Below are 13,351 nucleotides of genomic sequence, written 5' to 3' on the forward strand. Positions count from 1 at the left end.
TTAATAATCTCAAATGATACTTATAAAATATGAATATCGAACTGCGTCATTTACGCTACTTTGTCGCGGTGGCAGAAGAACTCCATTTTGGCCGCGCCGCCGCGCGCCTGAACATTTCGCAGCCCCCGCTCAGCCAGCAAATTCAGATCCTGGAGCAGCAGATTGGCGCCCGTCTTCTCGCCCGCACCAACCGTAGCGTGAGCCTGACGGCGGCAGGCAGGCAGTTTCTGGCCGACAGCCGACAAATTCTGAGCATGGTTGACGACGCCGCCGCCCGCGCAGAGCGGCTCTACCTGGGGGAAGCCGGTGAATTGCGCATCGGGTTTACCTCGTCTGCCCCGTTTATCAGCGCCGTCTCGCAAACCCTGTCGTCGTTTCGCCGTGACTTCCCGGACGTGCATATTCAGACGCGCGAAATTAATACCCGGGAACAAATTGCTCCGCTGAATGAAGGGGCGCTGGATTTAGGGCTGATGCGCAACACTCAACTGCCGGACTCGCTGGCGTGGCAGGTGATCCTGCGCGAGCCGCTGATGGCGATGATCCCGCGCGATCACCCCCTGGCGTCGAAACCTGCCGTCACGCTGGCGGAGCTGGCGAAAGAGCCGTTTGTCTTTTTCGACCCGCAGGTGGGAACCGGTCTGTATGACGATATTCTGGGCCTGATGCGCCGCTACGATCTCGCCCCGGTCATTACCCAGGAGGTAGGAGAGGCGATGACAATAATAGGCCTGGTTGCCGCCGGGCTGGGGGTTTCTATTCTTCCGGCCTCCTTTAAACGGGTACAATTGCGTGAAATGTGCTGGGTTCCGCTTGCCGAAGACGACGCGGTATCGGAGATGTGGCTGGTGTGGTCCAGACATCATGAACAGAGCAATGCGGCACAGCGTTTTAAAAAGCAGCTGATCACCGCCTCTGCCGGGCGATATTTATAGGGAAAAATGGGCAAAAATGTGCAGTAAATCACATGGCTAAGTAAATATTTGACGACGGCCATGCAAGTGCTTCACCATAGCCCAAAGTTTATTTCGAAGCTCGAAAATAAGGGAGTACGAGGTGGTTGCTGATAGTCAGCCAGGGCATATTGATCAGATTAAGCAGACCAACGCTGGCGCGGTATATCGCCTGATTGATCAGCTTGGTCCGGTTTCGCGTATCGATTTGTCGCGCCTGGCCCAACTGGCTCCCGCCAGTATTACCAAGATTGTTCGCGAAATGCTGGAAGCCCACCTGGTTCAGGAGACGGAGATTCAGGAGCCGGGGAGCCGGGGTCGTCCGGCGGTCGGGCTGGTGGTGGAGACGGAAGCGTGGCATTACCTGTCGCTGCGCATCAGCCGGGGCGAGATCTTTCTTGCGCTGCGCGATCTCAGCAGCAAGCTGGTGGTGGAAGACCGGCTGGAGCTGCCGCTTAACGCTGATCAACCGCTTCTTGAGGCGATTGTCACACATATCGATCATTTCTTTATTCGTCACCAGCAGAAGCTTGAACGCTTAACGGCGATTGCCATCACCATGCCGGGCATTATTGATACCGAGAACGGCATTGTGCACCGCATGCCGTTTTATGAAGACGTTAAAGAGATGCCGCTGGGTGAGGTCCTGAAAAACCATACCGGCGTACCGGTCTACATTCAGCATGACATCAGCGCCTGGACCATGGCGGAGGCGCTGTTTGGCGCGTCACGCGGGGCGCGGGATGTCATTCAGGTGGTGATCGACCATAACGTCGGGGCGGGCGTCATCACCGACGGACGCCTGTTGCATGCGGGCAGCAGTAGCCTGGTGGAGATCGGCCACACGCAGGTCGATCCCTACGGGAAACGCTGCTACTGCGGCAACCACGGCTGCCTGGAGACCATTGCCAGCGTGGAAAGCGTGCTTGAGCTGGCGCAGGTGAGGCTCAGCCAGTCCATGAGCTCCTCGTTGCACGGGCAACCCCTGACGGTAGATTCCTTGTGCACAGCGGCGCGGCAGGGCGATCTGCTGGCTAAGGACATCATTACTGGCGTAGGGAATAACGTCGGGCGCATTCTCGCCATTATGGTGAATCTGTTTAACCCGCAAAAAATCCTGATTGGCTCCCCGCTCAGCCAGGCGGCGGATATCCTCTTCCCGGCGATCTCGGCCTGCATTAGTCAGCAGGCGCTGCCCGCTTACAGCAAAAACATTGTGGTCGAAAGCACGCAGTTTTCGAACCAGGGCACCATGGCCGGCGCCGCGCTGGTGAAAGATGCAATGTATAACGGCTCCTTACTGATCCGCCTGCTGCAGGGCTAACTCTTTTCCACAGACTTACTAAAAATTGCGCTATCTCAAGCCGGATAGCGCACGCTTCCCGTAGACTTCCCCCACTGAATTATTTACTTGGTTTATATTTTCGAAGCATACCCAAGAGGTGGAATGAGTCATGCTTAAGCGTTTCTTTGTTACTGGTACAGATACCTCTGTCGGCAAGACTGTTGTATCGCGCGCGTTGCTACAGGCGCTGGCAGCAAGCGGTAAACGTGTTGCAGGGTACAAACCGGTCGCAAAAGGCAGTAAAGAGACGCCAGAGGGGCTGCGTAATAAAGATGCCCTGGTTTTACAAAGCGTCTCATCCCTGGAGCTGCCTTATGACGCGGTCAATCCTATTGCCCTGAGCGAAGAGGAGAGCAGCGTGGCGCACAGCGGGCTGATCAATTACACCCTGCTGTCGGATGGGCTGGCGAACCTGAGCGAGAAGGTTGATCACGTTGTGGTTGAAGGCACGGGCGGCTGGCGCAGCCTGATGAACGATTTGCGTCCACTTTCCGAGTGGGTGGTGCAGGAACAACTGCCGGTGGTGATGGTGGTGGGCATCCAGGAAGGGTGTATCAACCATGCGCTGCTGACGGCGCAGGCGATCGCCAATGACGGCCTGCCGTTAGTGGGCTGGGTGGCAAACCGTATCAACCCGGGCCTTGCGCACTATGCAGAAATCATCGACGTGCTGAGCAAAAAACTGCCCGGCCCTCTGGTGGGCGAACTGCCTTATTTGCCGCGCGCCGAGCAGCGCGAACTAGCGCAGTACATCGATCTCTCTGCTCTCGGCAGTGTGCTGGCCGTAGATCGAGTCGTGGCGTAACGTTCGCGAGAGTACGGACGCAACAACGCAGGCAATCAGCAGGCCGGGTAGCAGAAAATACTGCCCGGTCATTTCACACACCATCAGCGCCGACATAATAGGCGCATGCGTCGTGGCAGCGAGCAACGTCGCCATCCCCGCCAGTCCCAGCAAAATCGCCGTTTCAGAACCCGGCAGCCACAGCGCAAAAAGCTGCGCAAAGAGCATTCCTGTCGCCAGCCCGACAAACAGCGTCGGTGTGAAGACCCCGCCCGGTGCGCCCGAACCGCTGCTTGCCAGTACCGCCAGCAGCTTACAGATAAACACGCCCGCAATAACGGACAGCAGCGGCGGTGAGAGCAGAAAGGCCTGCACCACGCTATAGCCGTTGCCCCACACTTTGGGCGTGAGAAGCGACAGCAGCCCGACGATCAGCCCCCCGAGCGCCAGCTGCCAGGGGGGTGAGAGTTTGAGACGCAGAAACAGCGCGTGGCTAACCGTCATCAGCCACATCAGCAGCGGGCCGCAGATGCCCGCCAGCAGACCGATGATAACGATCAACCCGTAATCGCCTGCAGTGAGCGTTTCGCTGAGATGCACCTCATACAGCGTGGTAGCGCCAGGGCTTAACAGACGCGTCGTCAGCAGCGCTACGACGGCCGCAATGACTACCGGGCCGAGCGAGGCGAGCATCAGCGTGCCGAACAGGATTTCCGCAATAAACAGGCTTCCGGCTAGCGGCGCGTGGTAGGCGCTGGCCATTCCCGCCGCCGCCCCGCAGGCGATCCATAATTTCCATTCGGGCTTCGGCGTAAAGCGCTGCGCAAACAAGGAGGCGGCGAGGGCGGCGAGCAGGATCATCGCCCCTTCACGCCCGATGGCGCTTCCGCTGGAAACCACCAGCAGTGACGCCAGGGATTTGACCAGGCTGGCACCGTAATCGAACTGCCCGTCACCCGTTTCAAGCGCTTCCATATAATCTGTTGGCGCATGCGGGCGTTGCGCCGTCAGCCGCTGCCACCCCCATAGCAACAATCCGGCTGCCAGGCCGCCAAGAGCAGGCGTGAGCATGCGACGCCAGGGGGACAACGCCGCCGCGGCGTTCACCAGGCTGCCGCTGTCGTTACTGAGAAACAGCCACTCCAGCAGATACATGCTGTGGCGAAACACGGCAACGGCCAGCGCGGCCAGTACGCCCGTGACGGTGGCAATCAGAAGCCGGCGAAACATCGCGCGGATATCGGGGTAAGTATGAAGACGTTGCATGGGTCGCGAGTAAACGGGGTCGATGCAATATTGTGGCGGGAAATGACGGGGTTAGCAAAAGGTCTGCGTGCGAAAAAAAGCCGGGCAAGCCCGGCCGGAAGAATTAACTTTCGCTGTGAATATTCAGCGCCCTGCGCGTACGCCCTGAGCTGAGGTACTCCGCGATATAGTCCTGCGAAATCTCGCCGTTATAGCGACCCTCTTCATCCACAATCGGCATCCAGCTGGTGTTGCTTTCATACAGGCGAGAGAGCACCACGCGCAGGTTATCTTCCGCTTTGCCGGTCATGCGGAACGGATGCAGGATATCGGCACAGGTGCCGCTGGCGTTGCGCGCTTCCCGGCGTTTCACAAACCCCAGCGGTTTACCGTGCTCGTCCACCACGGTGATGGCGCGGATATCGTTATCATCCATGGTGGCAAAGGCCTCTGGAAGCGGGGTAGAGCCGCGTACAGTGATAGTAGGCTGCTGGTCGGTGACGTCGCCTGCCGACACCAGCAGCAGGCGCTTCAGGGTGCGGTCCTGACCCACAAACGAGCCGACAAACTCGTTCGCCGGCTTCGCCAGCAGCTCGTCCGGGCTGGCGCACTGGACAATCTTCCCCTGACGGAAAACGGCGATACGATCGCCCAGCTTCAGGGCTTCATCGATATCGTGGCTGACCAGCATCACCGTTTTCTTCAGCTTGCGCTGCATCTCCAGAAACTGGTTCTGGATCACTTCACGGTTGATGGGGTCCACCGCGCCGAAGGGCTCATCCATCAGCAGTACCGGCGGATCTGCCGCCAGCGCGCGGATCACGCCGATACGCTGCTGCTGGCCGCCGGACATCTCGCGCGGATAGCGGTTGAGAAACTTACGCGGATCCAGCGCCACCATATCCATCAGCTCTTCGGCACGGGTTTTACACCGGGCTTTATCCCACCCCAGCATGCGCGGCACCACGGTAATGTTCTCTTCGATGGTCATGTTCGGGAACAGGCCAATCTGCTGGATCACATAGCCGATGTTGCGGCGCAGCGTCACCGTATCCATCCCGCTGGTGTCTTCGCCGTTAATCAGGATCGTGCCGCTGCTCGGTGTAATCAGGCGGTTGATCATCTTCAGGGTGGTGGTTTTCCCGCAGCCGGACGGACCGAGCAGGACGCACATTTCCCCTTCGGGCACGTTCAGGTTGACGTTGTCGACGGCCTTAACGGTCTGGCCGTGCTTCTGTGAAAAGTGTTTGCTGAGGTTTTCCAGTTTTATCATTATCGAATCCCCTTCGGAGTCAGTACCACCTGCAGACGGTGCAGCAGCCAGTCGAGCACAATCGCTAAAAGACAAATCATCAGCGCCCCCGCAATCAACATGCGGATATCACTCCCGCCGATGCCGTTGAGCAGCAGCAGGCCCAGGCCGCCCGCGCCAATCACGGCGGCAATCGCCATTACGCCGATATTCATTACCACGGCGGTACGGATGCCACCGAAAATCACCGGCAGCGCCATGGGAATTTCAACCCAGCGCAGCCGCTGCCAGAAGGTCATGCCGATGCCGCGTCCAGCCTCACGCAGACCGGGCGGCAGGCTGTCCAGCGCGGTATGGGTGTTGCGTACAATCGGCAGCAGCGAGTAGAGAAACACCGCGGTAATGGCGGGCAGGGCACCAATGCCCTGACCGATCAGCGAAAACAGCGGGATCATCAGGCCAAACAGGGCGATGGACGGAATGGTCAGCACGATGGTCGCAATCCCCAGCACCGGTGTCGCCAGCCATTTGTGACGGACAATTAAAATGCCGAGCGGAACGCCGATAATAATGGCCAGGCCCACCGCCAGCGCCACCAGCCACAGATGCTGCAGCGTCAGGGTTAACAGGTAATCCCAGTTATCAAGAATGTAGTGAATCGTCTCCATTGCGCCTCCTACAACAGCTTTTTGCTACGCAGGAAATCACGGGCGACCTGCTGCGGTGACTGATGATCGATATCCACCTTCTTGTTCAACTCGGTGATAACGTCGTTGTTGAGCTGGGCGGAGAGGGTGTTTAGCGCCTCTTCCAGCCCCGGGTTCGCCTCCAGCGTGTCTTTACGCACCACCGGGGTGACGGCATAGCTCGGGAAGAAACCTTTATCATCTTCCAGCACTTTGAGGTCGAAACCTTTCACGCGGCCGTCGGTGGTGTAGATCAGCCCGGCATCAACAAAACCGTCGCGCACCGCGTTATACACCAGACCGGGATCCATCTGGCGGATCTGCGGACGGTCCAGCGCCATGTTGTAGGCCTTCTGCAGCGGCTTCATCCCGTCGCTGCGCCCGGCAAACTCAAGATCCAGTCCCAGGAGCCAGTTCTTGTCCGGGTTGGTTTTACGAACCTGCTCAATCTTCGCCACCATCTCAGACATGGTGTTGATATGTTCCGCTTCAGCGCGTTTACGCTGCATGGCGAAGGCATAGGTGTTGTTCATATCGGCGGGTTTGAGCCAGACCAGACCGTGCTTCGCGTCCAGACGCTTAACCGTCTCGTAAGACTCCTGCGGCGACATGCGCTTGTTGATGTGGTTAAAGATGATCAACGACGTACCGGTGTACTCCCAGGTCATATCAATCTGTTTGTTGATCATCGCGTTACGGGAGATAACGGTCGCAATATTGGTTTGCGGCTGCACCTGGAACCCTTTCTTTTGCAGATACTGCACGGTCATGGCCGAGAGAATATGCTGCTCGGTAAAGCTCTTGGTCGCCAGAATCAGCGGGGCGGCTATCGCCTGGCTGGTGAAGAGCGCCGCGGCACACAGCGCCGTCAGGCTGGATATTAGTCTCATGAAAGCTCCTTGTTATTGTTATCGAGCGAGATGGGGACTCATCACGCGACCCAGCGCAGCCAGCAGGGTGTCGAGGATCAGGGCAAACAGCGCGGTGGCCGCCGCGCCCAGGATCAGCGTCGGGAAGTCGTTCAGGTAGATGCCGGGGAAAATCAGCTCGCCGTAACTGCTGGCGCCAATCAGGAAGGCCAGCGGAGCTGTACCCACATTAATGGCGGTGGCGATGCGGATGCCCGAGAGCATCACCGGCCAGGCGTTAGGTAACTCCACCTGGCGCAGACGCTGCCATTTGGTCATCCCAATCCCGTTCGCCGCTTCCAGTAATGACGACGGCACCGAGCACAGCCCGGCGTAGGTATTGCGCACAATCGGCAGCAGCGAGGCAAGAAACAGGGCGATGATGGCTGGCGTATCGCCAATGCCAATCACCACCATTGCCAGCGCCAGAACGGCCAGCGGCGGCAGGGTGTTGCCGACGTTGAAGATTTGCATCACGTATTCGGCTACCCCACGCGCCGCCGGGCGGCTGAGCAGGATACCCGCCGGAATGCCAACCAGCAGTGCGAAGAACATCGAAGAAAATACGAGGATTAAATGCTGTTGCCCGAGGTAGATCAGGTCAACCTGACGCGCCTTGATCGTCTCCAGCCCAATGCCCCAGGTGAGGAGGGCCAGAACCACGATTATGGCGCCGACAAACAGCAGCGAGCGTTTGAGTAATGGATGCATTGCGGTGTGTCTCCCTGTGCGCATGCGTTATCGCAACCAGCGGTTGCCTGTTGTTATGCCATGTTTCGGCAGGGGTAGTTGACCTATAGCAAGCGTTTGGGAAGGGTTCCAGCGAAGGGGGAAAATCAGTAACCCTATGAAACTAGTGACAACCTTGATTAAGCCTTATGAGGTAAGGGCTGGCTGAGTGAGGGCAGAATAGTCCTAAAGCGACTTCATAAAAGTGACAGTGTCACAACTGTCGCGACATTCTGCCCTCTGCGTTTTGACTATCGGCCGAGGGCTGCGCGAACTTTGCGCACGCGTACCGCGATGGTAATCATGGAACAAACGGATACCAGCGCCAGTATGACACCCAGCGCCAGCATTGCATTAAAGCCAATCCACCGGAACAGGAGCAACCCTGCGATACCGCCCGTAATAAACGAGAACAGGGTGGTTAAGTGGGTTTTAAGCTGGCTTTTCTGCGCCGCCGTATCTTTGGAGTAGTCCCGGCGCAGCATCGCCACGACTACCGAGGCCAGCGATATTCCCGCGTCCGTCAGCGTGCCGGTGATGTGCGTCGATCTCACCCGGCCGCTGGAGAGCTGGGTGGAGGTGGAATTGTGGATCCCCATCAGACCACAGAGAAAGATAATAATTGTGCGGTTGCTGGTGAGGGCATGGAAATACATCTCGTAAACCGAAATACCGGTCAGTAATAACCCTTCGACAAACAGGATCTGGCAAAAAACCAGCCGGATATTATGGATAATGCCCCAGATAACAATAATGCGCGCAAGAATGGCACCCGTGACAAACGCCAGAATAATGGAGCCAAAGAAAATAATATCGTTCAGATCGGTGGAAGAGACTTCGCTGGATAATTGTGAGGTATTGCCGGTCATGTGAGAGGGGAAAAAGCCAAATGCCCCAAGGGCGATGGCGTTGAGCAAGCCAGCGGATGTCGCCAGCCAGAGGGCTAACCGGCGATCCTCCTGATGCGTTCGTTCTTTTTTGAGTTTAATCAGCAAGAATACCTCCGGGGTGAGCTTTGCCTGAAACGTCAGGCTAGCAAAGCGATACAACGGACAGTCCAGGATATGGCTTAATTATTATTCCTTCTGACGACATGCAGGGTTTTGTAATTAAATAAAATATCCTTGCTGAATATAGGGCCGTGAGGAATTCAGACCATGCCGTTATTTCCGTGTCGCAAAAATGCCGGGCGCTGATTAAGACGTTCAAACCAGGCATCAATGGCAGGCACTGCGGGTTTGTCAAAAGGCGTCATCTTCCAGCGGTTCACCGACAGCCCCAGCACCACATCTGCAAGCGTAAACGTTTCGCCCGCAGTAAAGGCGCCGGTGCGCTGCAACTGCTGCTCCAGAATGCCGATGCAGTGGTTCCACTCTTTTATCCCGGCGGCAATCCGCGCGGGATCGTTATAGTCCGGGTTTTTGCGCCCCAGCGCCGGGAAGACATAGCGCCAGGCGTTGTTGAATTCGGTCGCCTGCCAGTCCATCCAGCGCTCGACGTTAGCGCAGGTCTGCGGCTGCGATGGCAGCAGGTCATCGCGTCCGGCTTTGCGCACCAGGTAGCGGCAGATTGAATTCGATTCCCACAGCACAAAATCGCCGTCGATCAACACCGGCACCATGGCGTTGGGATTCAGGGCGCGGAAGGCGTCCGTTTCCGTCGGGGCAAATCCGCTGCCGTAATCTTCCTGCTGATATGCAATTCCGGCTTCTTCGCAGGTCCAGAGGACTTTACGCACGTTGATGGAGGTGGTTTTGCCAAGGATGGTGATCATGGGTCAGGTGTCCTGCACTGGAATGAATGGTTTAAAAACAATACATCAGTTTTGTGAAAGAGGTCGGGGCAAAATTAGGTGGTGAGTGCGCTGGATTGGGGGAGTGATACCGTCTTTCTGGAAGGAGCCTCGCAAACCTAAAAGTAACCCGGTGAAAATGAGGGTTAATGCTTTTATTCCGGTTATCGGGGTCGTAAAGTGACGGCGTTGCGGCACATCCGCAATCGGGTGTAGGAACCCGGATCTCACAGTGCGACTTTATTTTGTCGCAACAGTGCATATGCCGTTAAAATCACGGTGGCGCTGGCGGAGCAGCCGTTAAGGCTGGCCGTTTTCTCTGTGGGCGGTATTCCTACCTCCGTCAGCGCTGCCCCCTCGAGCGTAGGAACTCATCGGGTGGTTAATTCAATTTCATACACTGAGGATGCCTTATGGCTACTATCCCAACCCTGTCTTACCTGCAATCTGACGAAAACATTATTCAGCAGCTTATTACCCGACCCCTTCCGGTTGACGCCGACCTCTTTGACGTGGCGGACAACTGCGCCGCGCTGGTGACCGTGCTGGTCGAAAGCGATGATAGCGTCATTAGCTCTGCACTCTGCGAGCGCCTGCTGCAAGCGCTTCATCGACTGCGAGAACTCTGCGATGCCGATCTCCCGCCGAACCTTATTGAACAGTTGATTGTGGGAGAAAAAATGACCTCCTGCGTGCCGGACTGCTGGCACGACACCGCTACCCAGATAGACTATGCGCTGGCACTTACCCAGGCCGTTAAAGGGGGGACATTGCCCGCGAACGTTGCGAAAGAGCTTACGGGGCTGCTGCACGATATGATTTGGCTTCTGGCGGAGTTTGTGAAGGAGCCGCGAATTGTGGCGCACTGAGTGCGGGCAGGCTTTGTTAGCTGCTTAGAGGGTGGTGTGAGAAAGGGGCTATGATGAGCCCCTTTGAGGTTTTTGAGGGTGTGTGGATATTGCTTTCGCGATAGTAGGGCGGGTAAATGACTGCTATGAGCGAGGAGCAGACCATAACAGTACGCGGGGAGCAAGTCAGCTAGGTTGTTTTATTTTCACAAAGTTTTGTAAGCATGCTAATGTGACATGTACAGTAATTATCTATTTATAAATTGGGATTGAAATGTTGAGTTTCGTGCTTTTTCTGGTCGCAGTACTATTAATTGTCGTAATAATTAAGATATTACCCCGAAGAGCATGGAAATGGATTGGCGTTACTATTGGTATCGTAGCATTGATTTCTGTCGCAATTGTGGGTTACTTCCAATATCAGGAACATAGTCAAGAAGCAGACCGTAAAGCTAATCTTATGGCATACGCTCGGGACGTTGCGTTTTATGCGAGCTCACATAGATGGACAGCTACTGACATACAGAACAGCCCTCACGCTACTCCTCAAGATGTGGAGTATGCGAAACAACACGCCGATGAACTAAAGGATGCTGTTTGGATGCCTGACATAGAAGATTATGCCAAACGAGCCAGAAAGGTTAAGGGTTTAACTTCTTTATATGTTAGTACATATACAAACCGCTGGAACAAAAATGCAGTACATCTTACAGACAAAGGGATTGAAGGTGTTGCAGACGTGATAATTCTTTCTGATAACTACATTGTATCAGAGTGGGAAGCAAAAGAATTAGCCGATCAGGGTTTTAAGGATTCTGTATTTGTTAAATATTATTCTCTCGATGGTTCAAGAATTTATAGTTCAAAAAAAGGTAAATGGATAGATTCAGATACTAAGAGCAAAGCTGTCTTTAATACTGCTAATGAAAATTAATATATGAATTAACACTAATTTGTTTACTGATAGTTACCAAAGTCCGCTTCAGGCACAAAGCGGACTTTGCTGACTGAGCTGAAGATCTGCTGTGAGGGAAGAGTCGACATAGTTGCTTTGTAATAACTCAAGATTAAGCAAGAAATTTCATTGCTAAGAAATAAGCATAAAGAAATACCGACCGCTCTATCGCTCATAAAGCATGCTATAATATTTTTCTCTCGATAGTGTTCGTCATAGTCAAAACGTCATCAGGAATATTTCTTTTCCCTTCTATACGTATTGTGTAGACAAAGAGAATAACTGCTGATTTCACAATTTTCATAAGTTGTAACAGATGTTGCTCAAACTCTTCTTTCTCAATAAATTTCACTTCGTCAAAAAAACCATAAGAATCATATAAGTCTACTAACATCCCCTTCTCGTGAATTACTAATAGCTTATGCTCTAAATCATTTCTCCAATCCCTAAAAAAAGCAAGCTCACCATTTTTATCGTTCAAATCCATTGCGATACTAAACAAACCGAGCAACGCTTTATTATTTGTTTTATTTATTTTGTTCTTTCTTTTCTCATCATGAACCTGCCAGAAGTTATGAAAGTATATATGACCTCTATCTGGTTTTAAATCAAATAACTTACATAGTGCAACTGCTATTTTATCTAAGACACCAAAGCAGGATCTAAATGCTACCCTTAATTTCTCAACATTTTCATACAATACCTCACCATTATACAATTCAGAAAAACATGTCTCAGAATTTTCATCAAAAAATTCACTGCCAATCTTATATTCGAAAAACATTTTTCTTGCTAATGAGTACTCAGCTTTAAGCCTGTTTAATACCATCTCCATTGGCACTATGAAATCCCCAAAGACGCCTTTCTCAGTGGTTGCAATAGTTATATTATCTTTAGATGATGCGTAACAATTGCAATATAGAGAATGATCAGACAGCATTAGTTTATTATCTATACAAAACCTCTGATATTGGGATAAAGCATCATATTCCTCCCGCGTGAGTCTTTCATCCGTATTTATATCCTCTGCGGTATCTATACATAACTCATTCAATATACCTTCATTGTATTTTATTTTTCTTAGATAAGTGGTATTCCATGAAGGAATACTATTCCCTGATTTTATTGCGCACTCATAGCCTCGAATAACTTCCTTAATCATTTTATATGTATAGGTGGTAGATAATTCATTAAGCAATTCTAATGCTTCAGATCTATTGACCCACGCTTGGGGAATTGAATTGTCTATAAATATGGCTTGTTCATAATAATCCATTGATTCTGATATGCGATATTGCCTCTTTAGTGTATTGGCTAGATTTACCATTAACTCAGGACTAGCACCTCCTTCTTCTCGAGAGAATTTAAAGGATTTCCAGTAATTATTTTTTACTTCGTTCAATTTAATGAAAATATCAATATCTGCATCGCCATGAGGATTAAAATCAAGAACTGCTCCCATGCCATTTGCCAAGTTATAGTGGTATGATGATTTACTCATTATAGCCAGCATGTTATTTTTATTATCTATAAGTATCTTTAAGCCTTCTTCTGCTATGCTTTTTATATTGCTAAAGCTACCGATATCAATAAGATATCCAGCCAAGTTAGATAATATTATTATTTTATTTGCATTGATAGTATTTATATCATCTATACTTCCCAATATCTCCTTTACATCGCCATAGGCAGAATCAAATGCCCCCGTATTTATAAGATTACTTACATGTTTGAATCGCCACGGGTTTAACAGACACCTCAGAGTCATTTAAGATGGCTTAAAGAGAGGTGCCCATGAGCGGTAAGCGTTATCCCGAAGAGTTTAAAACTGAAGCAGTCAAACAGGTTGTTGAT

13 protein-coding genes are annotated in these 13,351 nt (G+C 52.8%); 5 read left to right on the plus strand and 8 right to left on the minus strand.

Annotated features, from left to right (window positions below; all coding sequences use genetic code 11):
• The first annotated feature begins 29 nt into the window (after positions 1-29).
• From PUZ33_RS12795 to bioD, 3 genes are all read left to right on the plus strand, one after another.
• Positions 30-935 (plus strand): LysR family transcriptional regulator, encoded by a 906-nt coding sequence (locus PUZ33_RS12795; RefSeq protein WP_023620317.1) that lies wholly within the window; start codon positions 30-32, stop codon positions 933-935.
• Positions 936-1,056: 121 nt separating this feature from the next.
• The gene (gene mlc / locus PUZ33_RS12800) at positions 1,057-2,277 is read left to right on the plus strand and encodes a sugar metabolism global transcriptional regulator Mlc (protein ID WP_038419279.1); all 1,221 of its coding nucleotides are present in this window, start codon (positions 1,057-1,059) and stop codon (positions 2,275-2,277) included.
• Positions 2,278-2,407: 130 nt separating this feature from the next.
• Positions 2,408-3,103 carry a dethiobiotin synthase gene (gene bioD / locus PUZ33_RS12805; RefSeq protein WP_013096826.1) on the plus strand — a complete coding sequence of 232 codons (696 nt, stop codon included), beginning with the start codon at positions 2,408-2,410 and terminating at the stop codon, positions 3,101-3,103.
• On the opposite strand, the gene clcB is transcribed toward bioD, so the two are convergent.
• The 7 genes from clcB to PUZ33_RS12840 all read right to left on the minus strand — a co-directional run bounded on the left by clcB (position 3,038) and on the right by PUZ33_RS12840 (position 9,676).
• Positions 3,038-4,348 carry a voltage-gated ClC-type chloride channel ClcB gene (gene clcB, locus PUZ33_RS12810; RefSeq protein ID WP_058680613.1) on the minus strand — a complete coding sequence of 437 codons (1,311 nt, stop codon included), beginning with the start codon at positions 4,346-4,348 and terminating at the stop codon, positions 3,038-3,040. The genes bioD and clcB overlap by 66 nt on opposite strands.
• Positions 4,349-4,451: 103 nt before the next feature.
• Positions 4,452-5,600 (minus strand): osmoprotectant ABC transporter ATP-binding protein OsmV, encoded by a 1,149-nt coding sequence (gene osmV, locus PUZ33_RS12815; protein ID WP_023620313.1) that lies wholly within the window; start codon positions 5,598-5,600, stop codon positions 4,452-4,454.
• On the minus strand, positions 5,600-6,247 hold the full coding sequence (osmW, locus tag PUZ33_RS12820; protein ID WP_006808875.1) for an osmoprotectant ABC transporter permease OsmW: 648 nt from the start codon (positions 6,245-6,247) through the stop codon (positions 5,600-5,602). Before osmW ends, osmV begins: the two co-directional genes overlap by 1 nt.
• Positions 6,248-6,255: 8 nt before the next feature.
• Positions 6,256-7,155, minus strand: a complete 900-nt coding sequence (gene osmX / locus PUZ33_RS12825) for an osmoprotectant ABC transporter substrate-binding protein OsmX (RefSeq protein WP_013096822.1) — start codon at positions 7,153-7,155, stop codon at positions 6,256-6,258.
• A gap of 18 nt (positions 7,156-7,173) precedes the next feature.
• Positions 7,174-7,884, minus strand: a complete 711-nt coding sequence (gene osmY / locus PUZ33_RS12830) for an osmoprotectant ABC transporter permease OsmY (protein WP_013096821.1) — start codon at positions 7,882-7,884, stop codon at positions 7,174-7,176.
• A 269-nt stretch (positions 7,885-8,153) separates the two neighbouring features.
• Complete coding sequence (locus PUZ33_RS12835) at positions 8,154-8,897, minus strand: YoaK family protein (protein ID WP_014831711.1); 744 nt, start codon at positions 8,895-8,897, stop codon at positions 8,154-8,156.
• Positions 8,898-9,052: 155 nt separating this feature from the next.
• Positions 9,053-9,676: a glutathione S-transferase family protein gene (locus tag PUZ33_RS12840; protein ID WP_058680612.1), complete on the minus strand. Its 624-nt coding sequence runs from the start codon at positions 9,674-9,676 to the stop codon at positions 9,053-9,055.
• A 431-nt stretch (positions 9,677-10,107) separates the two neighbouring features.
• Here PUZ33_RS12840 and PUZ33_RS12845 point away from each other — a divergent pair, with 431 nt between their 5' ends.
• Both PUZ33_RS12845 and PUZ33_RS12850 read left to right on the plus strand, forming a co-directional pair.
• Positions 10,108-10,563, plus strand: a complete 456-nt coding sequence (locus PUZ33_RS12845; protein WP_020688235.1) for a hypothetical protein — start codon at positions 10,108-10,110, stop codon at positions 10,561-10,563.
• Between the two features lie 253 nt (positions 10,564-10,816).
• Positions 10,817-11,476 carry a hypothetical protein gene (locus PUZ33_RS12850; protein WP_058680611.1) on the plus strand — a complete coding sequence of 220 codons (660 nt, stop codon included), beginning with the start codon at positions 10,817-10,819 and terminating at the stop codon, positions 11,474-11,476.
• 205 nt (positions 11,477-11,681) lie between these two features.
• Here PUZ33_RS12850 and PUZ33_RS12855 read toward each other — a convergent pair whose 3' ends face one another.
• On the minus strand, positions 11,682-13,163 hold the full coding sequence (locus PUZ33_RS12855) for an LA2681 family HEPN domain-containing protein (RefSeq protein WP_274205318.1): 1,482 nt from the start codon (positions 13,161-13,163) through the stop codon (positions 11,682-11,684).
• Between the last annotated feature and the right edge of the window lie 188 nt (positions 13,164-13,351).

Origin of the sequence: Enterobacter cloacae complex sp. 2022EL-00981 (genome assembly GCF_028737495.1) — a bacterium.
Classification (GTDB): domain Bacteria; phylum Pseudomonadota; class Gammaproteobacteria; order Enterobacterales; family Enterobacteriaceae; genus Enterobacter; species Enterobacter cloacae.

Coding starts and splice junctions, on each gene's coding strand:
- osmY (WP_013096821.1), bottom strand. CDS start 7,884: ATGCATCCATTACTCAAACGCTCGCTGCTGTTTGTCGGCGCCATAATC.
- osmW (WP_006808875.1), bottom strand. CDS start 6,247: ATGGAGACGATTCACTACATTCTTGATAACTGGGATTACCTGTTAACC.
- PUZ33_RS12840 (WP_058680612.1), bottom strand. CDS start 9,676: ATGATCACCATCCTTGGCAAAACCACCTCCATCAACGTGCGTAAAGTC.
- bioD (WP_013096826.1), top strand. CDS start 2,408: ATGCTTAAGCGTTTCTTTGTTACTGGTACAGATACCTCTGTCGGCAAG.
- PUZ33_RS12795 (WP_023620317.1), top strand. CDS start 30: ATGAATATCGAACTGCGTCATTTACGCTACTTTGTCGCGGTGGCAGAA.
- osmV (WP_023620313.1), bottom strand. CDS start 5,600: ATGATAAAACTGGAAAACCTCAGCAAACACTTTTCACAGAAGCACGGC.
- PUZ33_RS12845 (WP_020688235.1), top strand. CDS start 10,108: ATGGCTACTATCCCAACCCTGTCTTACCTGCAATCTGACGAAAACATT.
- osmX (WP_013096822.1), bottom strand. CDS start 7,155: ATGAGACTAATATCCAGCCTGACGGCGCTGTGTGCCGCGGCGCTCTTC.
- clcB (WP_058680613.1), bottom strand. CDS start 4,348: ATGCAACGTCTTCATACTTACCCCGATATCCGCGCGATGTTTCGCCGG.
- PUZ33_RS12850 (WP_058680611.1), top strand. CDS start 10,817: ATGTTGAGTTTCGTGCTTTTTCTGGTCGCAGTACTATTAATTGTCGTA.